Genomic DNA, 23,021 nt, shown 5'->3' on the forward strand with positions numbered 1-23,021 from the left:
GGCTGAGAATTGACGGCGTCTGAACACCGCCATGATATGCCGCCCCTCAGGGCATCACCAACTTTCGCGCGTTACTCTTCGCCGGTCCAGTTCTGCTCGACCACGGCCTCCATCGAGACATAGCTCGAGGTGGCGTGGATGAAGGGCAGAGTGGAGATGCGTTCGGCCATGATCTGGCGGAAATGCACCATGTCGCGCGAGCGGACCTTCAAGAGGTAATCGAAGCCGCCCGCGATCATGTAGCATTCCTCGACCTCGGCGATCAGCCGCACGCCGGCGTTGAAACGGTCCAGCGCCACCTGACGCGTATCGCTCATCTTCACCTCGACATAGGTGACATGGGTGAGCCCCAGTTTCAGCGGCGACAGGATGGCGCGGTAGCCGGTGATCAGGCCGATCTCCTCCATCTGCCGCACCCGCTGCGCCACCGGCGTTTTCGACAGACCCACCCGCTCGGCCAACTCGCTGATCGGGATGCGGGCATTGGCGACCAGTTCGGCGAGGATCTTGCGGTTGATCGGATCGTCAATGTTCATTTCGGCAAGAATCCGGCGATGTTTCAGGCGTTTCGCCTAGCACATAGGCCATCATAAGTCACATCGTCTAGCGGGCTTTGGATATTGAGGCGACGAGCCGAGGAGATGCCCCATGCCCTATGACCAGTCGATCGCCTTCCCCGCCACCACCAAATTCCAGCCCGAACCGGCGCTGCTTGACCGTCTGGTCGCCGAGGCCGCGCTGAGCCCCGAACAACGCGCCCGCATCACCACGCGCGCCGCCGATCTGGTGCGCCGCATCCGCAGCCAGGCGCGGCCCTCGCTGATGGAGCATTTCCTGTCAGAATACGGCCTGTCGACCCGCGAGGGCGTGGCGCTGATGTGTCTGGCCGAGGCGATGCTGCGCGTTCCCGACAATGATACCATCGACGCGCTGATCGAGGACAAGATCGCCCCTTCGGACTGGGGCCGGCATCTGGGCGAAGCCTCGTCCTCGCTGGTCAATGCCTCGACCTGGGCGCTGATGTGGACGGGCCGGGTGCTTGACGCCGATCAGCCGGGCATTGCCGGAACCCTGCGCGGGCTGGTCAAGCGCATGGGCGAACCCTTCATCCGCACCGCCGTCGGCCGCGCCATGCGCGAGATGGGCCGGCAATTCGTGCTGGGCCAGACCATCGATGCTGCGCTGGACCGGGCGCGCACCCGCGAGGCGCAGGGCTTCACCTACAGCTATGACATGCTGGGCGAGGCGGCGATGACGGCGGGCGATGCCGCGCGCTATGCCGCCGAGTATCGCAAGGCCATCACCGCCATTGCCGGTGCCTGCACCAAGGGTTCGGTCGAAGCCAATCCCGGCATCTCGATCAAGCTTTCGGCGCTGCATCCGCGCTACGAAGTGGCGCAGGAGGCCCGGGTGATGGCCGAACTGGTGCCGGTGGTGCTGGATCTGGCGCGGCAGGCCAAGGCCGCCGGCATGGGCATGAACATCGATGCCGAGGAACAGGACCGGCTGGTCCTGTCGCTGAAGGTGATCGAGGCGGTGCTGTCTGACCCCTCGCTGGCCGGTTGGGACGGGTTCGGCGTCGTCGTGCAGGCCTATGGCAAGCGCGCCGGCGAGGTGATCGACTGGCTTCATGCGCTGACCCAGAGGCTGGACCGGCGGATCATGGTGCGGCTGGTCAAGGGCGCCTATTGGGACACCGAGATCAAGCGCGCGCAGGTCGAGGGCTTTGCGGATTTCCCGCTCTTCACCAGCAAGACCGCCACCGATGTCAGCTATATCGCAAATGCCAAGAAGCTGATCAGCTACGGCGACCGCATCTATCCGCAATTCGCCACCCACAACGCCCAGACCGTCGCCGCGATCCTCGATCTGGCGGGCGACACCCCCTTCGAATTCCAGCGCCTGCACGGCATGGGCGAGCGGCTGCATGACATCGTGCTGACCGATACGAAAGGCCGCTGCCGCATCTATGCCCCGGTCGGCGCGCATCGCGACCTTCTGGCCTATCTGGTCCGGCGTCTCTTGGAAAACGGGGCGAACTCCTCCTTCGTGAACCAGATCGTTGATGAATCGATCCGCCCCGAGGATGTGGCCCGCGATCCCTTCGAGGCTTTGGCCGAGGCGCAGGCACCGGCCTCGCTGAAGGCCCCGGCGGCAATCTTTGGCTCGGGTCGAGTGAACGCGGCAGGCTTTGACCTGAATGACGAGGCGGCGCTGGCGCGGATCGCGGTCGCACGTTCCGGCGTTCAGGTCGAGGCCAGGGCGCTGACCATCCGCCCGGCCACCGGAACCGACGCGCCGATCACCAACCCCGCCACCGGCGAGGTCATCGGCTTGGGGATCGAGGTCGACGCTGCCACCGTCACCCGCGCGATCGAGGATGCCCAACCTTGGGACGTCGCGCCCGCCGAGCGTGCCGCCGTGCTGCGCCACGCCGCCGATCTTTACGAGGAGAATTTCGGCCCGATCTTCGCCACGCTGACCCGTGAGGCCGGCAAGACCCTCGGCGATGCCGTGGGCGAGTTGCGCGAGGCGGTCGATTTCCTGCGCTACTACGCCGCCGAGGGCGAGGCCGCGAGCGGCAGCCCGCGCGGGATCATCGCCGCGATCAGCCCGTGGAACTTCCCGCTGGCCATCTTCACCGGCCAGATTGCCGCCGCGCTGATGGCCGGCAATGCCGTGCTGGCGAAGCCTGCCGAAACCACGCCGCAGATCGCCACGCTTGGCGTGCGGCTGCTGCATCAGGCCGGCCTGCCGCAGGCGGCGCTGCAACTGCTGCCCGGGCGCGGCGCGGTGGTCGGCACGGCGCTGGCCACGGACCCGCGCATCAAGGGCGTGGTCTTCACCGGCTCGACCGCCACCGCGCGGACCATCGCCCGCAACATGGCCGAGCATCTGGACCCCGGCACGCCGCTGATCGCGGAAACCGGCGGGCTGAACGCCATGATCGTCGATTCGACCGCGCTACCCGAACAGGCGGTGCGCGATATCGTCGCCTCGGCCTTCCGCTCGGCCGGTCAGCGGTGTTCGGCCCTGCGCTGTCTCTATGTGCAGGAAGACATCGCGCCCCACCTGATCGAGATGATAAAGGGCGCGATGGATCAGCAGGTCGTGGGCGACCCGTGGTTCCTCTCCACGGATATCGGCCCGGTCATCGATCGTCGCGCGCAGGCTGGCATTGCCGATTACCTGAGTGCGAAGCGCGGCAGCATCCTGCATCAGCTCGAGGTGCCGGGGCAGGGCAGTTTCATCGCGCCGACCCTGCTGAAGGTGAACGGCATCGAGGAAATGGATCGCGAGATTTTCGGCCCGGTCCTGCATGTCGCCGCCTTCAAGGGCCGGGATCTGCCGCGCGTGGTCGAGGCGATCAATGCCAAGGGCTTCGGCCTGACCTTCGGCTTGCACACCCGCATCGACACCCGCGTGCAGGAGATCAGCGAGGCGATCAAGGTCGGCAATATCTATGTGAACCGCAACCAGATCGGCGCGGTGGTGGGCAGCCAGCCCTTCGGCGGCGAGGGCCTGTCGGGAACCGGTCCCAAGGCGGGCGGTCCGCTGTATCTCGCGCGCTTCTTCGCGCCCGAGCCCGTGGCCGAGGCCTCGTCTGCCGCTGCGCAGCCCGCTGATCTTGTGCAGCTGCAGGCCGAGATCGCCAGCGCCCGCCCGCAGAAGATCAGCGAGCGGCTGATGCCCGGCCCGACGGGCGAACTGAACCGGCTGACGCTGCTCAGCCGTGGCCCGGTGCTGTGCCTTGGTCCGGGGGCCGAGGCCGAAGCCGCGCAGGTTCGGGCCGTTACCGCCCTGGGTGGTCTGGCGATCCCGGCGGGGGGCGAGGTCAGCCCGCAGGCGCTGGCGATGATCGAAGGGCTCTCGGCGGCGATCTGGTGGGGCGATGCCGAAACGGGTCGGGCCCATGCCCGTGCGCTGGCCGGGCGCGAGGGCGCGATCCTGCCGCTGCTGGTGGCGCGCCCCGATCAGGCCCATGTCGCGCATGAGCGCCATCTTTGCGTCGATACCACCGCCGCTGGCGGCAATGTCGGTCTGCTGGCGGGCTGATGCGGCGCGGGCAGGCTTGCGGATTTCCCTCACCCGTTGAGGGAAATCCCGCATTGCCCCCGCCGCCCCGGCATGGTCATCTGCCCCCCTGCGACAGATCATGACCGGAGAACCCGATGAGCAACCAGACCAGCGACGACAAGCGCCCGCAACCCGATCCGGCCGAGGATAATGCCTTCTTCCCCTCGCCCTATTCGCTGAGCCAGTTCACCTCGCCGAAATCCAACCTCTCCGGCGCGGACTATCCCCAGCCCTATAGCGGCGGGCGCTGGAAGATCCTGATGATCGGGGCGGATGAACGCTATCTGCTGACCGACAACGGCACCATGTTCTCGACCGGCAATCACCCGGTCGAAACCCTGCTGCCGATGTATCATCTGGACAAGGCGGGCTTCCAGTTCGACATCGCCACGGTGTCGGGCAACCCGGTGAAGTTCGAGATGTGGGCCATGCCCGCGCAGGATGAGGAGATTAAGGGCCTCTTTACCAAGTACCGCGATCAGATCAAGACGCCGCTGAAACTGGCCGATGTGGTGCGCGACGCGCTTGGCCCGGATTCGGACTATATCGGTGTCTTCATCCCCGGCGGGCATGGCGCGCTGATCGGCCTGCCCGAAAGCGAGGAGGTGAAGGCAGCGCTGGAATGGGCGCAGGCGAACGACAAGTTCGTCATCTCGCTGTGTCACGGGCCGGCGGCCTTCCTGGCAGTGGGCGAGGGCAGTGACCTCTTCCGCGGCTACAAGATCTGCGCCTTCCCCGATGCGCTGGACGCCCAGACCCCGGATATCGGCTATATGCCCGGCCATCTGACCTGGAAATTCGGCGAGAAGCTGAAGGCGCTCGGCTTCGAGATCGTGAATGACGATATCTCGGGCGCGGTGCAGAAGGACCGCAAGATGCTGACCGGCGACAGCCCGCTGGCCGGGAATGCCTTGGGTCTGCTTGCCGCGAAGGAACTGCTGGACGCGGCCAAAGGCTAAGGTGGCGCGGCGCGTGGTCAGCGCGCCGCCAGCCCCCGGATCAGATACGCCGTCATCTCGGTTGCAATCGCCTCGGGCGTCTTGCCGTCGGGGCGCGGGCGATACCAGTCGGGCACGGCGTTCAGCGCGCCAAGGATGGTGCGCCCGGCCAGCGGCACATCTGGCGCATTCAGCGTGCCATCGGCATTGCCCTCGGCCAGCACCCGGCGGAACAGCGCCTCGTAGCCGTCGCGCAGGCCCTGCAACTCCTGGAACACCTCGCGCTCATGCTCGGTCGTGGGGCCGCGCATCTGGATCTCCAGCCCCTGCTTGATGCCGCGCTGGAAGCTGAGCCGGGTGATCATCACCATCACATGCGCCTCGCACATGCGCGTCAGGCGCTCGATGGCGGGCAGGGGCAGGTCGATGATCGGGTCCGCCGCCTCGAAGCAATAGCGCATGGCCTCGCGGTAGACGGCGAAGAAGATCGCGTTCTTCGAGCGGAAGTGATGGTAGACCCGGCCCTTGGTGGCGCCAAGCGCATCGGCGATGTCGTCGATGGTGGTCTTGTCATAGCCCCGGCGCATGAAGCATTCCGCCGCCGCCTCGACGATCTCGAAGCGGCTGTCGGTGGGTTCGGTCGCGCTTGCCTTCACCGCAAACTCCTCGCTCTAGGCACCGGCGAGCCCCTCGGCACTGATGATCCGTCGCAGGTCCAGTTTCGAGACCTTGCCGGTCGCCGTCATCGGCAGGCTGTCGCGGAAAACGATATGCTGGGGGATCTGCCATTTGGCAAGGCTCGCGCCCAGATGGGCGGCAATCGCCGTGCCGGTGACGTCCGATCCGGCCTCGCGCACGATGACCAGAAGCGGGCGCTCGCCCCATTTCTCGTGGCTGATGCCGATGGCGGCAGCCTGCGCCACGCCCGGACAGCCGGTCGCGGCGTTTTCCAGATCGATCGAGGAAATCCATTCGCCGCCCGACTTGATCAGATCCTTGGTCCGGTCAACGATGGTCATGGCGCCCGTCCCATCGATGCGCGACACATCGCCGGTGCGGAACCAGCCGGTGTCGTCCAGTGCGCGGGCGCTGGCCTCGGCATCGTTGAAATAGCCGGCGATGACGTTGTTGCCGCGCACCGCCAGCTCGCCCACGGCCTGCCCGTCCTGCGCGCGCGGCTGGCCGTCATCGCCCATGATCCGCATCTCGACCCCGAAGAGCCGCTGGCCCTGTGACAGCTTGCTGGCGATGCGCTCCTCCAGCGGCAGGGCGGGGCGCGGGCGGGTGACGCTGCCAAGCGGGCTCAGTTCCGTCATGCCCCAGCCATGCAGCACCGCGATGCCGAACTCGGATTCCAGCGCCCTGATCTGTGCCTCGCTGACCGCCGATCCGCCGATCAGCAGGCTGTGCAATGCGCGTGGCTTCCGGCCTCGCGCCCGCATCTCGTCGATCAGGCCCGACCAGACCGTCGGGACGCCCCAGGCGGCAGTGACCGATTCCTCGTCCATCAGCTGAAACAGGCTCGCCCCGTCGAGGCGCGGCCCGGGCATGACCAGGTCGGTGCCAGAGAGAAGCGCCGAGAAGGGCAGGCCCCAGGCGTTCACATGGAACAACGGCACCGCCGGCAGCACCCGCTGATCCGTGCCGAAGGACGTGGGCACCGCCAGCACGGCGGCCATCGCGTGCAGCACGGTCGAGCGGTGGCTGTAAAGCGCGCCCTTGGGATTGCCGGTCGTGCCCGAGGTATAGCAGAGACCCGAGGCCGCGCGTTCGGGCAGCTCGGTCCAGCCGCTGGCCGGGGGGGCGTGCCCGGCGATCAGCGCCTCATAGGCCAGCGCACCGGGCAATGCGGCGGGCGGGGTCTCGCCAAGGCAGACGAGGCGGATCCGCTTGGGCAGTTGCGGTGCAAGATCGGCGACCAGCGGGGCAAGGTCGGCGTCGAAGAACAGCACGCGATCCTCGGCGTGGTTCGCGATCCATGAAATCTGCTCGGGAAAGAGGCGGGGATTGATCGTGTGGCAGACCGCGCCGATGCCGGCGATGGCGTAATAAAGCTCCAGATGGCGGTAGCCGTTCCACGCCAGCGTCGCCACCCGGTCGCCCGATTCGATGCCCATTCCCCGCAAGGCGGCGGCAAGGCGCAGCGCCCGTTCCCGGGTCGCAACAAAGCTCTGCCGGCGCAGATCGCCTTCGACCCGGGCCGAGACGATTTCCTGATCGCCGTGAATTTCGGAAGCGTAATCAAGGATCGAGGGCACCGAAAGCGGCCGATCCATCATCAGTCCTGACAGCATCTTGAAACCTCCCAAGGTGACGCCGCGGCGGGCGTCGTGACATTCGACTTGACGACATACTACTGAGTATGTTGTATTGTGGCAAGCTTGGAGATGTTGGAGGATGGTGATGGCGGACACAGTTGCAGGATTGATCTCGGCAGAGGGCAAGGTGGTTCTGGTCACTGGCGGCGCAACCGGCATCGGGCGGATGATCGCCACAGGCTTCGTCATGGCCGGGGCGCGGGTGCTGATCGCCTCGCGCAAGGCGGCAGCCTGCGAAGCGGTGGCCGAGGAACTGAACGCCGCCGGCCATCCGGGCCATGCCGAGGGCTTTGGCGGTGACGTCGGCTCGGCTGCGGGCGTGGCCGCGCTGGCCGCCGAACTGCGCCGCCGCACCGACCGTCTGGATGTGCTGGTGAACAATGCCGGGCGCAGCTGGGGCGCGGCTTACGAGGAGTTCCCCTTTGATGCCTGGGCCAAGGTGATGGACCTGAACGTCGCGGGCCTCTTTACCCTGACCCGCGACCTGACCGACCTGCTGCGCGCGGCCTCCAGCGAGACTTCGCCCGCCCGCGTCATCAATATCGGTTCGGTCATGGGCACCGCACCGCTTGGCGGCAGCGCCTGGTCCTATGCGGCCTCGAAGGCGGCGGTGCATCAACTGACCCGCATCCTGGCCAAGGAACTGGCGCCCATGGGCATCACCGTCAATGCCATCGCGCCGGGTCCGTTCCAGTCGAACATGACCGCCTTCGCTACCGAGAGCGAGGATGGCCGGCGCGAGACTGCCGCGACCATCCCCGCCGGCCGGATCGGCACGCCCGAGGACATGATGGGCACGGCGCTTTACCTCGCCGGGCGCGGCGGCGCCTTTACAACCGGCGCCATCATCCCGCTGGATGGGGGCCTGTCGGTGCAGACCGGCCCGGATCTTTTCGAACACGCCCGCTGAACCGGCGGCAAAGGAGGCACTCATGGACTTCACGATGCGACCGAAAGCGCAGGAAATCCTCGACAAGGTGCGCCGCATGGTGCGCGACGAGATCATCCCGCTGGACCATGAATTTCTGGCCGAGGTGGGCAAGGGCGCCGACCGTTTCGCGCGCACGCCGCGGCAGATCGAAATCCTCGAGGGGCTGAAGGCCAAGGCGCGGGAACAGGGCTTGTGGAACCTCTGGCGCACGAAAGCCCTGACCGGGGCCGGGCCGGATGCCTTGACCACGGTTGAATATGCGCAGCTGGCCGAGGAAATGGGCCGGTCGCATCTGGGGGCCGAGGTGTTCAACTGTTCCGCCCCCGATACCGGCAACATGGACGTGCTGGCGCGTTTCGGCACCGAGGCGCATCAGCGCCGCTGGCTCGATCCGCTGCTGGCGGGTGAAATCCGCTCGGCCTACCTGATGACCGAGCCGGAGGTGGCTTCGTCGGATGCCACCAATATCGCGCTGAGCGCGGTGCGGGACGGCGACCATTACGTGCTGAATGGCGAGAAATACTGGGCCTCGGGCGCAGGTGATACCCGCTGCGGCCTCTACATCGTCATGGTGCTGACCGATCCAGACGGCGACAAGCACCGCCGCCACAGCCAGATCCTCGTAGATCCCGGCACGCCCGGCATCGAGATCCTGCGGGCGATGGAAATTTTCGGCCATGACGACGCGCCGCACGGGCACATGCACATCCGCTTTACCAACGTCCGCGTGCCGGCCGACCAGCTGCTGCAGACCGAGGGCGACGGCTTCCTGATCGCGCAGGGGCGGCTGGGGCCGGGCCGTATCCACCATTGCATGCGGCTGATCGGGCAGGCGGAACGCGCGCTGGACCTGATGTGCGACCGCGCGCTGTCCCGCACCGCCTTCGGCAAGAAGCTGGCCGATCTGGGCGCGAACCATGACATCATCGCGGAAAGCCGCATTGCCATCGAGCAGGCCCGGCTTCTCTGCCTCAAGGCGGCCTGGATGATGGACACCGCCGGCCCGCGCGAGGTTGCCGTCTGGGTCAGCCAGATCAAGGTTGCCGCGCCACGCATGGCGCAGCAGGTGATCGACGAGGCGATGCAGATGTTCGGCGCGACCGGCATCAGCCAGGACACGCCCTTGGCACATATGTGGATGAACGCCCGGATGCTGCGTTTCGCCGATGGACCCGATGCGGTCCATCGCCGGGTCATCGGCCGCACCGAGCTGCGCAAGCACGAGGCGGGCTAGGCCATGGCGACGCTGGATCTGGACCGCCTGTCGGATTACCTCACCGCCCGGCTGCCGGACCTGCCGCGCCTGACCGGGGCGCAGCAGTTCAGCGGCGGGCAGTCGAACCCGACCTATCTGCTCAAGGCCGGGGATCGCCGCTTTGTGCTGCGCCGCAAGCCGGGCGGGCCGATCCTGCCCTCGGCCCATGCCATCGACCGCGAGTTCCGGCTGCTGACGGCGCTGGCACCAACCGATGTGCCGGTGGCACCGGCGCTGCACTACGCGACCGACGAGACGGTCATCGGCTCGGAATTCTACCTGATGGATTTCGTCGACGGCGTGGTCCACTGGAACCCGGCCTTGCCCGAGATGGCAACGCCGCAGCGCAAGCCCGTGACCTTCGCCATGGTCGATACGCTGGCGGCGCTGCACCGGGTCGACTGGCGCGCGGCAGGGCTGGCGGATTTCGGCAAGCCCACTGACTATGCCGCCCGCCAGATCGCCCGCTGGAGCCGCCAGTTCCGCGCGACCGAGGATGGCAGCTATCCCGACATGGAGCGGTTGATCGCGCAGCTTGAGGCCAGTCTGCCCGCCGATGATGGCCGCGCCACGCTGGTTCATGGCGATTTCCGCATCGACAACCTGATGTACCGCGCAGACAGCGACGAGGTGCTGGCGGTGCTGGACTGGGAACTGGCGACGATCGGCCACCCCTTCGCCGACCTGGCCTATATGCTGATGCATCACCGGCTGCCGAATGACAGCGTGTTCCACGGTCTGGGCGGCGTCGACCGCGCGGCCGAGGGACTGCCCGGCGAGGCCCAGATCATCGCCCGCTATGCCGACAGGATCGGCATGAGCGACGCCCCGCCGCTGGACTTCTGGATCAGCCTCTCGGCCTTCCGCCTTGCCGCGATCCTCGAGGGCGTGCGCGCCCGGATCGAGGAGGGCAATGCCTCGGACCCGGAACGTGGCCGCAAGCTGATCCGCGCCATTCCCGACCTGATCGCGCTGGGGCTGAACCCCGCCGCGCCCGCCTGACGAGGAGCCGATGATGACCCTTCCTGCCGAGATGACCGTGGTCGAAATTTCCGAACCCGGCGGCCCCGAGGTGCTGCGGCAGGCCCGCCGCCCGCTGCCGGTGCCGGCACCGGGTCAGGTGCTGATCCGCATCGCCTATGCCGGGGTGAACCGGCCCGACGTGGCGCAGCGCGCCGGCGTCTACCCGCCGCCGCCCGGCGCCTCGGACCTGCCGGGGCTGGAAGCCTCGGGCCATATTGCGGCACTGGGTGAGGGCGTGACCGGCTGGACCATTGGCGAGGCGGTGACGGCGCTCTTGCCCGGTGGCGGCTATGCTGAATATGCCGTGACCGACGCCCGCCATGTCCTGCCGGTGCCCGAGGGGATGTCGCTGCGCGATGCGGCGGGCCTCTGCGAGACGCTGTTCACCGTCTGGTCGAACGTCTTTCAGCGCGGCGGGCTGCAGCCGGGCGAAACCTTCCTGGTCCATGGCGGCACCAGCGGCATTGGCACGACGGCCATCCAGCTGGCCCATGCGAAAGGGGCGCGGGTGATTGCCACCGCCGGCTCGGCGTCGAAATGCCAGGCCTGTCTGGATCTGGGCGCCGATCTGGCGATCAATTACCGCGAGACCGATTTCGTCGCCGCCGTGCAGGCCGAGGGCGGGGCGGATGTGATCCTCGACATGGTCGGCGGTGCCTATCTGCCGCGCAATATCAAGGCGCTGAAGGAAGATGGCCGGCTGGTCGAGATCGCCTTTCTCGAAGGCACGCATGGCGAGCTGGATATCCTCAGCCTGATGCTGAAGCGCCTGACCGTGACCGGCAGCACGCTGCGCCGCCAGTCCCATGACAGCAAGGCGCGCATCGCCGCCAGCCTGCGCGCCGAGGTCTGGCCGATGATCGCCAGGGGCGGTTTTGCGCCGCAGATCGACAGCGAATTTGCCCTGACCGACGCGGTCGAGGCGCATCGTCTGATGGAGGCATCGACCCATATCGGCAAGATCATTCTGAAGGTCGCCTGACCCCGCAGGGGCGGGGCGGCCGACAAGCCCCGGCAGAGGAGGCCGGGGGACTTCAATCAAAAAGGGAGAAGAGGTTATGACAACCGCACTACGCGCTTTGGGCGCGGGGATATCGCTTGCGCTTTTGCCGACCCTGTCGGCGGGGGCAGAAACCTTGAACTATGCCTATGGCTACCCGGAAAGCTCGGCCGTCGGGCTGGCGGCGGTGCGTTTCGCCGAAGAGGTCAGCCAGAAGACCGGCGGCGAGCTGACGGTGCAGCCGTTTTCCATGTCGCTTCTCAGCCTCAGCGAGACCGGGCCGGGGCTGCGCGACGGCATGGCTGATATCGGCTATGTGCTGACGCCCTATTACTCGGCCGAATACGCCACCAGCCTGTTCCTGCACGAGCTGAACCCGCTGGTGAACCTCGGCCCGCAGGATGGCACCGCGCCCCTGGCCTATACCGGGGCGATCCTTGAATATACGCTGACCAAATGCCCCGAATGCCTGTCGGAATTCGCGGCGCAGAACCAGGTCTATACCGGCGGCGGTGTCACCACGCTCTACGGGCTGCAATGCACCGAAGCCGTCGCCAGCATCGCCGACCTGAAGGGCAAGCGGGTGCGCACCGCCGGTGCCGGCTTCGTCCGCTTTGCCGAGCATTTCGGCGCGGTCGGCGTGCCCCTGCCGGTGAACGAGGTCTACGAGGCGCTGTCGCAGGGCGTTCTCGACTGTGCCATGCTCAGTGCGCCGGAACTGACCAATTACAACCTGACCGATGTCGTGACCGACATCACCCCGAACATTCCAGGCGGCCTCTTTGCCGGCGTTGCCTCGACCAATGTGAACCGCGATGTCTGGCAGCGCCTGACGGTCGAGGAGCGCGAGGCGGTGCTGTGGGGCGCCAGCCAGATGACCGCCGGCATCACCTGGAACTTCGTCACGCAAGAGGCCGAGGCGATGGCCGCCGCCGAGGCCAGGGGCATCAGCATCCATCAGCCCGACGAGGCTTCGCAGGCAGCGGTGCGCGCGTTTGTCGAGGCCGATCTGCAGACGGCGGCGGCGATTTTCCGCGATACCTACGGCGTCGCCCGCGTGGACGAGATCGCTGCCGACTTCCCGCAGATGCTGGAGAAATGGCGCGGGTTGGTTTCCGGCGTCGACTCGCATGACGCGCTGCAGAAGCTGCTTTGGGATCAGGTCTATTCCAAGATCGATCCCGCCACCTATGGCCTCTAGGCCCCTCGCCGGGCGGCACCTCGCCCGGCGCATCCCCTCGATCTGAGGATTTCCAACATGAACCCGATTGCAAAGCTCCTCTCAGGGGCGGGCGGAGCCTTGGCCGCGATTGCCGGCCTCGCCGTCCTCGCGCTGGTCTGCCATGTCACGCTGGATGTCATCCTGCGCTATGTCTTCAACGCGCCCCTGAACGGCACCATCCTCTTCGTCTCGACCTTCTACATGGTCGCCATCGCCTTCCTGCCGCTGGCGCTGGTGGAACAGGGCGACAACCATATCTCCGTCGAACTGCTGTTTGACCGGTTTCCCGGCGGGCTGCGGCGGGCGCTGATGATCCTTGGCCAAGTGCTGACGGTCATCGTCGCCAGCCTGATCGCGATCCGCAGCGGCGAGGAGGCACTTGGCAAATACGCGCTTGGCACCTTCTCGCTGGAGGGCGGGACGAAATTCATCACCTGGCCCAGCTATTTCATCCTGCCCGCGGGCTTCGGCCTGATGGCGCTGGTGGCCCTGTGGCGGCTGATCGCGGCGCTTCTTGGCATCGACAGCGGCTTTCGCGGCCATAACGAGATCGCGGCCTATATGCCGGCGGAGGAAAACCATGACTGATCTGCAGATCGCCGTTGCCTTCATCGCCGCGCTGTTCGCGCTGATCCTCGTGCGCATCCCGATCGGCATTGCGCTGATCGCGGTATCCTTTGGCGGGCTCTGGTCGATGATGGGCTGGAACGTCGCCTGGGGCGCGCTGGGGGTGATCCCGCACAGCTTCGTCTCCAGCTGGGTGTTGAGCTCTATTCCGGCTTTTCTGTTCATGGGCTTCATCTGCTATCACACCCGCATGACGCAGGGGCTGTTCCAGGCGGCGCAGGTCTGGCTGTCGGCGGTGCCGGGCGGGCTGGCCATCGCCTCGGTCTTTGGCTGCGCGGGCTTTGCCGCCGTCACCGGCTCCTCGGTTGCCTGCTCGGCGGCGATGGGCAAGATCGCCGTGCCCGAGATGATGCGGCATCGCTATGACGCCGAACTGGCCACCGGCACCGTCGCCGCCGCCGGCACCATCGGCGCGCTGATCCCGCCCTCGATCCTGATGATCCTTTACGGCATCATCACCCGCCAGCCGATCAGCGACCTGTTCCTCGGCGGGCTGGTCATTGGTGCCGTCACCATGCTGGGCTACGTGCTGATGATCTGGCTCAGGGTGCGGCTGAACCCGAGCCTTGCGCCGGGCGTCGACGAACCCGCCTCATGGTCGGAACGCTTCACCGCGCTTGGCCAGACCTGGCCGGTCTTCCTGATCGTCATCGGCGTCTTTGCCGGGTTGTTCGGTGGGGTCTTCACGCCGACCGAGGCGGGCGCGGTTGGCGCCGCGCTGTCCTGCGCCGTCGCGCTGTTGCGCCGGTCGCTGACGCTCAGGGCGGTGCGGCTGGCGGTGGCCGAGACGATCACGACCACCGCCGCGCTGATGATCATTGCCGCCGGGGCCAGCCTGCTGGCGCGCTTCCTGACGCTCTCAGGCACCGGCGCGGCGCTGTCGGACTTCATCCTCTCCTTCGAGGCTTCTGCGGTCACGCTGATGATCGGCATCGTGCTGGTCTACCTGCTTCTGGGGATGATGCTCGAGCCGGTCGGGGCGATGCTCTTGACGCTGCCCATCGTCATCCCGCTGGTCGATCATGCCGGCTTCTCGCTGATCTGGTTCGGCGTGGTGCTGACCAAGCTTCTCGAGATCGGGATGATCACCCCGCCGGTCGGGATGAATGTCTTTGTCATCAAGGGCGTGGTCGGTGATCTTGCGAAACTGTCCAGCATCTTCAGGGGCGTGATGTGGTTCGTGCTGGTCGATCTGCTGATCGTCGGTCTCTGCATCGCCTGGCCCGATCTGGTGCTGTTCCTGCCGGCGCTGGCGGCGGGGTAGTCGGGGCGCTTGCGTTTGGGGTGATTGCCGCAGATGGTGCGCCGATCAGCCCGAGCGGAGCCGCCAGATGACCGAAACTCCCAACAAGCTGGCGCGCCGCTATCCGACGCTTGCCGAGGCGACGCGGGTCTGGGCGCGGGTCGCCGCCCTGTCCTTTGGCGGGCCGGCGGGGCAGATCGCGGTGATGCACCGCATCATCGTCGAGGAGCTGCGCTGGATCGGCGATGACCGGTTCCTGCATGCGCTGAACTTCTGCATGCTCTTGCCCGGACCCGAGGCGCAGCAGCTGGCCACCTATATCGGCTGGCTGATGCACGGGGTGCGCGGCGCGCTGATCGCCGGGGTGCTGTTCATCCTGCCGGGCGTGGCCTCGATCATGGCGCTCAGCTGGATCTATGCGATCTGGGGCAATGTCGGCCTTGTCTCGGCGCTGTTCTTCGGCCTCAAGGCGGCGGTGCTGGCGATCGTGTTGCAGGCGCTGGTGCGGGTGGGCAAACGGGCGCTGAAGAACAATGCCATGCGAGCCATCGCCGCCCTGTCCTTCCTGGCGATCTTCGCCTTTGGCGCGCCCTTCCCGCTGATCGTGGCGGGCGCGGCGCTGATCGGCTGGCTGGGCGCCAAGGCCGGGATCGCGGCCTTTGCAGCGGGCGGCGGTCATGGCGCGGTGGGCGGCGCGCATATTGACGATGCCGGGACGCTGCTGGGCGAAGAGACCCGGATCATGCCAACGGCCGAGCGGCGCGGTGCGCTGATCGCCGGGCTGGCGGCGCTCGTCCTGTGGCTTCTGCCGGTCGGGCTTTTGCTGGCCCTTGCGCCCGGAACCGTCTTTGCCGACATCGCCGGCTTCTTCTCGAAGATGGCGGTGGTGACATTCGGCGGTGCCTATGCGGTTCTGGCCTATGTCGCGCAAGAGGCCGTCGGCACCTATGGCTGGCTGGCGCCGGGCGAGATGCTGGATGGGCTCGGCATGGCCGAGACGACGCCGGGGCCGCTGATCATGGTGCTGCAATTCGTCGGCTTCATGGGCGCATGGCGCGAGACCGGCAGCCTCATGGGCGGCACGGTGGGGGGATTGCTCGCCACCTGGGTCACATTCGCCCCCTGTTTCGCCTGGATCTTCCTCGGCGCGCCCTGGATGGAGCGGCTGCGCGAGAACCGGGCGCTCAGTTCGGCGCTGACGGCGGTGACGGCGGCGGTGGTGGGGGTGATCCTGAACCTGGCGATCTGGTTCGCCATCCATGTCATCTGGCGCGAGGTCATCCGCATCGAGGCAGGGCCGCTGTCGATGGAACTGCCGGTCCTTGGCTCGATCAACTGGGCGGCGGCCATGCTTGCGGCCTGCGCGATCGTCGCGGTCTTCCGGCTGAAGCTCGGGATGCTGACGGTGCTGGGGGCCGCTGCTTCGGCGGGGATCGGGCTCTCCCTGGCGGGGCTGACGGGGTAGGGCGCAGGTGCGCATCGCTGCCCTCGGGCCTTGGTGTCGAAGGGTTTTCCTTGGTCTTCGGCTGTTGCAGGACGCACCGGGCTTTGCTTTAGTCGCGTGGCGCAATAGTTCCTTTCGACATGAGTGAAGACAGCCTCGCCCGCATTCTGCTGCAGATCCTATCCTCGGTGCGCCTGCGCAAGGCGCAGGCGCTGCTGTATTTCCTGCTGGCCGATCAGGGCGGGGTCCATCGCTCGGACAAGATCATCGACCTGTTCTGGCAGGAATCCGACCAGCAGAAGGCCTCGTCCTCCTATCGGCAGGTGATCCGCCACATCCGCCGCGAGCTGGACGCCACGCAGGAGATCTCGCTGGAAACCGGCTTCGGCGCGGTGTCGCTGCGCCTGCCGGGCGGGTTTTCCTTTCAGAACGAGGTCGCGACCGGGTTGGCGGCGGCGGGTTGGAGCGAGGAGACCGCCGAGATCCTGCGCGAATTCATGGGTTATACCCTGCGGCTCGAGGGGCTGAGCTCGTCCTTCGACAGCTGGCTGGTGATCACCCGCAACAACCTGCTGTCGCTGTTGCGCAAGACGCTGGACGAGCGGATGAAGACGACCGATGGCGCGCGGCTGGCCGAGTTGCGCGCGCCCGCCGAATTCGCGCTGGGGCTGGAGCCTGCGAACGAAACCGCCGTGCGCATCCTGATGACGCTGGACTGGCAGTCGGGTCACTCGACCCGGGCGATCGAGCGGTACAATCTGCTCTATGCCCATCTGGACGAGGAATACGACCAGGAGCCGGAACCCGAGACCATCGAACTGCTGGCCGCGATCAAGCTGAGCCCGGCGGCAGGGGCGGTGCAGAAGCAGGTGGTCAACCGCCGCCCCGAGGTCTCGCTGAGCGTGGGGCTGATGCCGGGCGAGGGTATTCCCGCCGAGATGGTCAGCTTTGGCACGGTGCTCTTCTCGGATATCCGGATGCGCATGGGGCGGTTCCGCGAATGGCGCGTGCTGGACGACGAGGGGACCGAGACCGCGCAGGCCCGCGTCACCCTGCGCCCGATCTATGCCCTGCAGGCCTATCGCCTCTTCATCGAGGTGCAGCGCGGCACCGACCGGCAACTCCTCTGGTCCGAGATGATCGAAAGCCCCGAGAGCGATTGGGAAAGCAAGGCCCGCCGGCTGCTGTCGAACATCGCCAACGCCCTATCGGTGGTGGTCTCGGACCGCTCGCTGTCGGAATCCGGCGCGCATATCTATGACCGCTGGCTGAAGGCGCAGACGCTGCTGGACGATTGGTCGCCGCAGACCGAAAACGCGGCGATGGTGATGCTGGAAGAGATCACCCGCGAGGCGCCGCGCTTTGGCCCCGCCCATGCCGAACTGGCGGGGGCGCTGAATGTGCGTCATGTGCTTCTGCCCGGCACCCGCCCCAGCGACGAGGTGAACCAGCGCGCCCTGCACCATGCCATCGTTGCCGTCTCGATCGACCCGCTCGACACCCGCGCGCATCGGGTGGTGGCATGGTGCTATTGCCACAAGCGCGAATTCGGTCTGGCCGAGTTCCATTTCGACCAGTCGCTGAACCTCAACCGCAGCAACCCGCTGACGCTGGCCTCCTGCGCGCTCGGCTTTGCCTTTGCCGGCAACCCGGGCCGCGCCGCCAGTCTCGTGGCCGAGACCAAGGCCCATGCGGCGGTGATGGAGCCGTTCCACCTGATCTACCTCGCCGCCGCCGATTACCTGCTGGGCGACTATCAGGCCGCCGCCGAGGAATGCAGTCGCGGTGGCGGGCTGATGCCCACGGTTGGCGGATGGCATAGCCTGTCGCTGTGGAAACTGGGGCAGGAGAAAGAGGCCGTGCAGCGCCTGCGCGACTACACCGCCGAGATCCGGGGCCTCTGGCGCGGATCGGCCGAGCCGACGGATGCGCGCATCCTCGACTGGTTCGGCAATTGCTTCCCGCTGCGCGACGCCGCCGCGCAGGCCGATCTGCGCGCCACGCTGGAGCGGGTGGCCCAGACCGCCGCCCTCGCGGGCTAGCGGCACATGTTCGTCGCGTAGATCCCGACCGAGCGGTAGAAGGCCCGGAGCGGGCTTTTCATGATCTCGTTCTTCACGTCATCGGCCGCGCCGCCGCCGCCATCGTTGAACACGCCCCGCGCCTTCAGCGTCTCGGCCATATGGGTTTCCAGCGCGTCCTGCAGCGCCTGCGTCCAGCCCGGTTCTGCCTTGGCCGCGAATTCCCGCGTCATCTGCAGGATCTCGTCCTTCATGCTCGCCAGCATCAGCGCCCGGTCCAGTTCATAGGACAGCGGTGGCCGGAACCCGTCCGAGCTGCCCTGGTCCTGCAACTGCTTGTCGGTGATCTCGAGCGTCTGGTCCGAGGGCACGACGAGGATGCGGGTGTTGCGGTCGGGCTTCTTCTGCCGGCGCTTGCGGCGTTCGAATTCGATCCGGACATCGGTATTGTCGAGGATCGCGGCGCGCTCGTCATCGCTCAGCGCCGCGCCGCCGCTCTGGACCGAGAAATCCTGCACCATCAGCGCGTGCCGGACCTGGTCTTCCAGCTTGTCCAGCTCGGCCGGTGGCAGGCCGCCCGGACCCAGTTTCGACAGACGGACCATCAGCTTGCCGATGAATTCCACGTTCAGCGGCTGGCCGTCGCCGCCCTTCTGGTCGTCGATGCTGCCATCGCCATGCAGGTAGAAGGCCGCCTGATCGACCTCGCTGCCGACGATCACGTATTGGTTGCCGCTCATCTGGATTACCCCTTTCTCACAGTAGCGATCAGTTCAAGCATGGTGGCCGGATGCGGCAGGCCCTGCGCGCCCCGGCTGCCGGTGGTCAGTTGCACCCGCGCGATCGAGCCCTCGATCGACCCGCGCAAAAGCGCGCTGCCCAAGGGGCCGAACCCGCCGTTGACGCCATGCAACTGCGCCTCGATCATCAGCGTCTGGAACAGTGGGCCCCATTCGATCATCTGGGTCGTTACCGTCACCGGCGAGGCGGGAAAGCGGGTGTTGAATTCGGGGGTGATCGTCCCCGCCGCCAGCCGCGCGGGCCAGGGCGCGGGCAGTTTCGCGATGGCGGCCTCGATCCGGTCATTACCGGCGCGCAGCGGTTCGGCCTCGCGGGCCGAGTCCGCATCCATGGCGATCACGGCCGCGGCGGTGGCGGGGTGTCGCAGTTCCGGGGCGACGCTGGCCGAGAGCCCGGTTTTCGGCCCGCCAGGCTTGGCCCCGAAGAACAGGTCCCAATCGATGCTCCAGTCCAGCTCGGCCTCGCTGTGGTCGAACCCCGTCCTCAGCATCGCGCGCAGGTTATGGGTGCCGCTGCGCCCGAGGTGATAGCCGGCCAGCGGCAGGGCATGGAAAGCGCGGAAGAGCCCGTGCAGCAGCGTCGCCTCGTCCAGGTGCCATTCGTCGGGCAGGGTGGGCAGGGCCGCGATCTCGGGATGCAGGAAGCGGGGCAGGATGTCGCCCGTGACGATGCCATGCCAGACCCGCACCGCATGGTTGCGCACCGCCACGTAGGCGGGGAAGGGTCGCATCCCTTCGGCCATCAGTCGGCGGGCGCAGAGGTTGTGGAACTGCATCCAGGCCACCGACAGCTCGTGCAGCATCAGCGAATCCCGGTTGCGCTCGTCATAAAGCGCGCGCAGCGGCTGGCGGTCGCCGCCCGGCGCGCTGTCTGCCGGAAAGCGATAGACCCGCGCCAGCCGCGCCCCGGGCGTCAGCCGGAACAGCATCTGGTCGGGGTCATAGACATGCGACAGCATCGTCGGCCCTGGCCCGTAGATGGTTTCCAGCGTCAGCGGGTTGTCGATCAGGTTATAGCGCCGTGGCCCCAGCACCGAGACCGCGCCGATGACCTCGCCCCTCGTGGAATGGGGCACCGCCGACAAGGGCACGCTGCAACCCATGTCGTGACCCATCAACTGGCCGAGATAGGTATAGCCCGAGGGGATATGCGCGCTGGCCTCAAGGCAGGCGCGGCGCCAGGCCGGATCGGCGCGCAGCAGGAATTCGGGCCGCTGGCGTGGCACCGGCGTCACCGGGTCCGGCGTGCCGATGACCGGCGCGGCAGCGGCAGAGCGCGCGGCGCTCGGGCGCTGCGACGGGGGCGGTGCCGGGTCGATGGGGGCCGGGCTGCAGCCGAAACGGCAATTGGCCAGTGGGTCGGCGGGGCCGGGATCAAGCGTGTCGGTCATGCGTCCTTTTCCTTGTCCCGCCTCGTGGCTGCGCCCATCTGCGCAATCTACATGAAAGGCACGCCGGTCCGGTCATTGAAAATCGGCACCGGCAGGTCGGGCTGGCACAGCCAGACCGCGATGGGGCCATCGGGCGGGGTAATGTCACGTTCGGTCAGTGCGGTGCCAAGCCAACATTCCGACGTGGACCCGGTCGCAGCCGTGTCGGTCGCGGCGGGCGTTACCGGCGGCAGCGATGGCAGCAGTGCCGGGCTGCGGCGGGCATAGGTGGCGATGCGCTCCTGCGCCGGATGCGGGTGCCCGAGGTCCAGCCGGCGCGCGGCCAGCAGTTCCATCAGGTTCATCTCCATCAGGAACAGCTCGCGCAGCGCCTTTTGCGCCGCCTCGACCGGGTCGGTGGCGCAGCCATAGCCGATCACCGGATCCTGCCCCTCGGGGCTGATGCTGCGGCAGACCATCACCGCCGGCTGGTCCGGCCGGGTCTCGATCTGCCACCAGCCGGTGCGCCGCTTCAGCGCCGCGCCAAGCCGGGCGATGGTGACCATGCCGGGCAGCCCGGTCGAGGCCAGCCAGCTGTCATCCAGCGGACGGGCCGGCACCTCCTCCAGCCACCATCGCGCCACCGCCCGGCGTTCGAAGGCCTCGAGCCGCGCGGAACGGCGGGCCGTCTCGGGTTCGACATGCGCGGCGAGCCCGTCGCGCAACGGGTCAAAGCCCGCGCGCAGCGCCGCCGGCAATGCGCTCAAGGCCTGGATTTCCGCGGTTTCCCCCAGACAGCGCTGATAGGCGGCCTCGCGCCCGCGCCCGACGCCACTGGCGGTCCCGCCCGTGGTCAGCGCCTGGAGAATCACGGCATTCGGCGCGAAGAAGCTCTCGCGCCAATCGAATCGCTGCCAGGTCTTGGCAAGATCGCTGGTTTTACTCATCAAACTGATCATCTGCTTCTTCTGCCCTGGTGTCGGGTTGGATGCCCTGAGCCCAGAGTAGAAAAAGCGGCGTGATCTGCCTGTGAATTTTTTTCGGTGTCAGACGTCAGCGGACGGGGATCACCCCAGCTTCTTCGCCACCAGTTCGTTCACCGCCGCCGGGTTGGCCTTGCCGCCGGTGGCTTTCAGCACCTGGCCGACGAACCAGCCGGCCAGTTTCGGGTTGGCCTTGGCTTTCTCGACCTGGCCCGGGTTGGCGGCGATGATCTCGTCCACGGCCTTCTCGATGGCGCCGAGGTCGGTCACTTGCTTCATTCCGCGCGTCTCGACGATCTGGGTCGGGTCGCCGCCTTCGGTCCAGAGGATCTCGAACAGGTCCTTTGCGATCTTGCCCGAGATGTCGCCCTTGGCGATCAGGTCGATCACGCCGCCCAGTTGCGCGGCCGAAACCGGCGAGGTCTCGACGGTCAGCCCTTCCTTGTTCAGCCGGCCGAAGAGTTCGTTGATCACCCAGTTCGCGGCCATTTTGCCGTCGCGGCCCTGCGCCACGGCCTCGAAGTAATCGGCATTCTCGACCTCGGCGGTCAGCACGCCGGCGTCGTATTCCGAAAGGCCCAGAGCCTCGACGAAGCGCGCCTTCTTGGCGTCGGGCAGTTCCGGCATGTCGGCGGCGATGCCGTCGACCCAGGCCTGCTCAATCTCGAGCGGCAGCAGGTCGGGATCGGGGAAATAGCGGTAGTCATGCGCCTCTTCCTTCGAGCGCATCGAACGGGTCTCGCCCTTGTCGGGATCGTAGAGGCGGGTTTCCTGCGTGACCTTGCCGCCATCTTCCAGGATGGCGATCTGGCGGCGGGCCTCGTAGTCGATGGCGGCCTGGATGAAGCGCAGCGAGTTCATGTTCTTGATCTCGCAGCGGGTGCCCAGATGGCTGAAATCCTGCGTCTCCTGATAGCGCTCATAGGCGCCGGGCGGGCAGACCGAGACGTTCACGTCGGCGCGCAGGTTGCCGTTCTGCATATTGCCGTCGCAGGTGCCCAGATAGCGCATGATCTGGCGCAGCTTCGAGACATAGGCCGCTGCCTCTTCCGGGCCGCGGATGTCGGGGCGGCTGACGATTTCCATCAGCGCGACGCCGGTGCGGTTCAGGTCGACGAAGGACATGGTCGGGTCCATGTCATGGATCGACTTGCCGGCATCCTGTTCCAGGTGGATGCGCTCGATGCGGACGCGGCGGGCGACGCCCGGACCCATGTCCACGATCACCTCGCCCTCGCCGACGATGGGGTGGTAAAGCTGGCTGATCTGGTAGCCCTGCGGCAGGTCGGGATAGAAATAGTTCTTGCGGTCGAAGGCCGAGCGCAGGTTGATCGCCGCCTTGATCCCCAGACCCGTTTTCACCGCCTGCGCCACGCAGAATTCGTTGATGACCGGCAGCATCCCCGGCATTGCGGCATCGACGAAGGCCACATGGCTGTTCGGTTCCGCGCCGAAGCCGGTCGAGGCGCCCGAGAAAAGTTTCGCGTTCGACGAGACCTGGGCGTGAACCTCCAGCCCGATGACCAGTTCCCAATCCTGCTTGGCGCCGGAAATGACTTTCGGCTCGGGGGCGGTATAGGAGAGATGGTCGAGCATGGCGGGCCTCGTTTTGCTTTCGCCGGTATTTACGGCAGGGGCGGCAGGGCGGCAAGGGCGGCTGTCGCGGGGGTGGTTCGGGCCGGTTTGCGCGCAGCCTTGCCGGTCGGGCCGTTGGATCGGCAAGTTCTCGCCCAGTTTTGATAAGTCACGAAAACTCGAGCGATTCCGGC

Annotated in this window: 18 protein-coding genes; 11 read left to right on the forward strand and 7 right to left on the reverse strand. The window is 67.0% G+C overall.

Annotated features, from left to right (window positions below; genetic code table 11):
* Positions 1-71 precede the first annotated feature (71 nt).
* Positions 72-536: an Lrp/AsnC ligand binding domain-containing protein gene (locus tag Q1A36_RS06275; RefSeq protein WP_299841127.1), complete on the reverse strand. Its 465-nt coding sequence runs from the start codon at positions 534-536 to the stop codon at positions 72-74.
* 112 nt (positions 537-648) lie between these two features.
* Here Q1A36_RS06275 and putA point away from each other — a divergent pair, with 112 nt between their 5' ends.
* Entirely contained in the window at positions 649-4,056 is a 3,408-nt protein-coding gene (putA, locus tag Q1A36_RS06280) for a bifunctional proline dehydrogenase/L-glutamate gamma-semialdehyde dehydrogenase PutA (RefSeq protein WP_299841129.1), read from the forward strand.
* Between the two features lie 116 nt (positions 4,057-4,172).
* Positions 4,173-5,036, forward strand: a complete 864-nt coding sequence (gene hchA, locus Q1A36_RS06285; RefSeq protein WP_299841131.1) for a glyoxalase III HchA — start codon at positions 4,173-4,175, stop codon at positions 5,034-5,036.
* 17 nt (positions 5,037-5,053) lie between these two features.
* Here hchA and Q1A36_RS06290 read toward each other — a convergent pair whose 3' ends face one another.
* Together Q1A36_RS06290 and Q1A36_RS06295 are read right to left on the reverse strand one after the other, a co-directional pair.
* Positions 5,054-5,671 (reverse strand): TetR/AcrR family transcriptional regulator, encoded by a 618-nt coding sequence (locus Q1A36_RS06290; RefSeq protein ID WP_299841132.1) that lies wholly within the window; start codon positions 5,669-5,671, stop codon positions 5,054-5,056.
* Between the two features lie 15 nt (positions 5,672-5,686).
* The gene (locus Q1A36_RS06295; protein ID WP_366141549.1) at positions 5,687-7,291 is read right to left on the reverse strand and encodes a long-chain fatty acid--CoA ligase; all 1,605 of its coding nucleotides are present in this window, start codon (positions 7,289-7,291) and stop codon (positions 5,687-5,689) included.
* 127 nt (positions 7,292-7,418) lie between these two features.
* On the opposite strand from Q1A36_RS06295, the gene Q1A36_RS06300 reads away from it, so the two are divergent.
* From Q1A36_RS06300 to Q1A36_RS06340, 9 genes are all read left to right on the forward strand, one after another.
* Positions 7,419-8,243, forward strand: a complete 825-nt coding sequence (locus Q1A36_RS06300) for an SDR family NAD(P)-dependent oxidoreductase (RefSeq protein ID WP_299841134.1) — start codon at positions 7,419-7,421, stop codon at positions 8,241-8,243.
* A gap of 22 nt (positions 8,244-8,265) precedes the next feature.
* Entirely contained in the window at positions 8,266-9,498 is a 1,233-nt protein-coding gene (locus Q1A36_RS06305; protein WP_299841136.1) for an acyl-CoA dehydrogenase family protein, read from the forward strand.
* Between the two features lie 3 nt (positions 9,499-9,501).
* Positions 9,502-10,521: a phosphotransferase family protein gene (locus tag Q1A36_RS06310; RefSeq protein ID WP_299841138.1), complete on the forward strand. Its 1,020-nt coding sequence runs from the start codon at positions 9,502-9,504 to the stop codon at positions 10,519-10,521.
* Between the two features lie 13 nt (positions 10,522-10,534).
* A complete protein-coding gene (locus Q1A36_RS06315) occupies positions 10,535-11,524 on the forward strand; it encodes an NAD(P)H-quinone oxidoreductase (RefSeq protein WP_299841140.1) in 990 nt (329 codons plus the stop codon).
* A gap of 76 nt (positions 11,525-11,600) precedes the next feature.
* Positions 11,601-12,743: a C4-dicarboxylate TRAP transporter substrate-binding protein gene (locus tag Q1A36_RS06320; protein ID WP_299841142.1), complete on the forward strand. Its 1,143-nt coding sequence runs from the start codon at positions 11,601-11,603 to the stop codon at positions 12,741-12,743.
* A gap of 57 nt (positions 12,744-12,800) precedes the next feature.
* Positions 12,801-13,352: a TRAP transporter small permease gene (locus tag Q1A36_RS06325; RefSeq protein ID WP_299841144.1), complete on the forward strand. Its 552-nt coding sequence runs from the start codon at positions 12,801-12,803 to the stop codon at positions 13,350-13,352.
* Positions 13,345-14,655 carry a TRAP transporter large permease gene (locus Q1A36_RS06330; RefSeq protein WP_299841146.1) on the forward strand — a complete coding sequence of 437 codons (1,311 nt, stop codon included), beginning with the start codon at positions 13,345-13,347 and terminating at the stop codon, positions 14,653-14,655. The genes Q1A36_RS06325 and Q1A36_RS06330 overlap by 8 nt, the downstream gene beginning before the upstream one ends.
* A gap of 67 nt (positions 14,656-14,722) precedes the next feature.
* A complete protein-coding gene (gene chrA, locus Q1A36_RS06335; RefSeq protein ID WP_299841149.1) occupies positions 14,723-16,099 on the forward strand; it encodes a chromate efflux transporter in 1,377 nt (458 codons plus the stop codon).
* A 119-nt stretch (positions 16,100-16,218) separates the two neighbouring features.
* Complete coding sequence (locus tag Q1A36_RS06340; RefSeq protein ID WP_299841151.1) at positions 16,219-18,120, forward strand: BTAD domain-containing putative transcriptional regulator; 1,902 nt, start codon at positions 16,219-16,221, stop codon at positions 18,118-18,120.
* On the opposite strand, the gene Q1A36_RS06345 is transcribed toward Q1A36_RS06340, so the two are convergent.
* From Q1A36_RS06345 to gatB, 4 genes are all read right to left on the reverse strand, one after another.
* Positions 18,117-18,839 (reverse strand): hypothetical protein, encoded by a 723-nt coding sequence (locus Q1A36_RS06345; protein WP_299841153.1) that lies wholly within the window; start codon positions 18,837-18,839, stop codon positions 18,117-18,119. The two genes, Q1A36_RS06340 and Q1A36_RS06345, sit on opposite strands and share 4 nt — an antisense overlap.
* A 5-nt stretch (positions 18,840-18,844) precedes the next feature.
* Entirely contained in the window at positions 18,845-20,290 is a 1,446-nt protein-coding gene (locus tag Q1A36_RS06350; protein WP_299841154.1) for a hypothetical protein, read from the reverse strand.
* A gap of 47 nt (positions 20,291-20,337) precedes the next feature.
* Complete coding sequence (locus Q1A36_RS06355) at positions 20,338-21,216, reverse strand: YcaO-like family protein (RefSeq protein WP_299841156.1); 879 nt, start codon at positions 21,214-21,216, stop codon at positions 20,338-20,340.
* A gap of 120 nt (positions 21,217-21,336) precedes the next feature.
* A complete protein-coding gene (gene gatB / locus Q1A36_RS06360) occupies positions 21,337-22,848 on the reverse strand; it encodes an Asp-tRNA(Asn)/Glu-tRNA(Gln) amidotransferase subunit GatB (RefSeq protein WP_299841158.1) in 1,512 nt (503 codons plus the stop codon).
* Positions 22,849-23,021 lie beyond the last annotated feature (173 nt).

The organism is uncultured Paracoccus sp. (assembly GCF_947487305.1).
Lineage (GTDB): Bacteria > Pseudomonadota > Alphaproteobacteria > Rhodobacterales > Rhodobacteraceae > Paracoccus.